Source organism: Bartonella sp. AP57NXGY, assembly GCF_042195805.1.
Classification (GTDB): Bacteria; Pseudomonadota; Alphaproteobacteria; order Rhizobiales; family Rhizobiaceae; genus Bartonella.
Window position 1 is genome coordinate 1 of record NZ_JBHIOZ010000557.1, and the last position, 655, is coordinate 655.

The window sequence follows — 655 nt, forward strand, 5'->3', positions numbered from 1 at the left end:
CGATTGGCAAGCAACATGGCGTAACTGGGTACGCAGGGCTATCGAGGGTTTAGAAAAAATAAAAAATACGAACAACAATGGTGGAAACAATGGAAACTTTTCAAAAGATCAAAGAACTCGTGGTGGTACCGGAGAGACAATCCGTAATCTTATCGGTGCAACACAGCTTAGTGACGCCTCTACAAGATACCGTGCAACAGATAGAGCAATGTGTAACTCTGGAGTTCCCATGGACCTTGAGAAATGGCATTCAATTGACAGCAACCCTAGAGAAACAAGCTTTAGAAGCTTATCAGACTGTTCAAAACTTACTTACCTTGAAAGCGTCTGTTGAAGACATAGCAGAGGCTCTTGATGTGCTTGAAGGTGGTTTGACAATGCAAAAAGTTTCGAATGTAGAAGCGCGTGCAAAGGCTTATATCGCAGCTCTTAACGGCATTTCACTCTGGTCTTTATTGCAAGCTGTTAAAAATCTTATACGTGGTGAAGCAAAAGGCATGTCCACAACCTTTGTCCCCTCTTGTGCTGATCTAGCGCAGTATTGTCGTGATTTAGAAAGCAGGCTTTATGGTGTTGCTGAGAGAGTTTTTACAGCAGTTGAAAATACGCGTAACCTAGCCTTAGGAGGCAAGCGCATTTCATTCATGAGAATAGG

Annotated in this window: 1 protein-coding gene and 1 pseudogene; both read left to right on the top strand. The window is 42.9% G+C overall.

What is annotated here, in order from left to right; translation table 11 throughout:
* Window positions 1-334, top strand: a pseudogene (locus ACFIL8_RS12010) (hypothetical protein); the annotation flags it as partial.
* On the top strand, window positions 255-655 hold a 401-nt coding region (locus ACFIL8_RS12015; RefSeq protein WP_375690006.1), incomplete at its 3' end, for a hypothetical protein. The pseudogene ACFIL8_RS12010 and the gene ACFIL8_RS12015, both read left to right, overlap by 80 nt.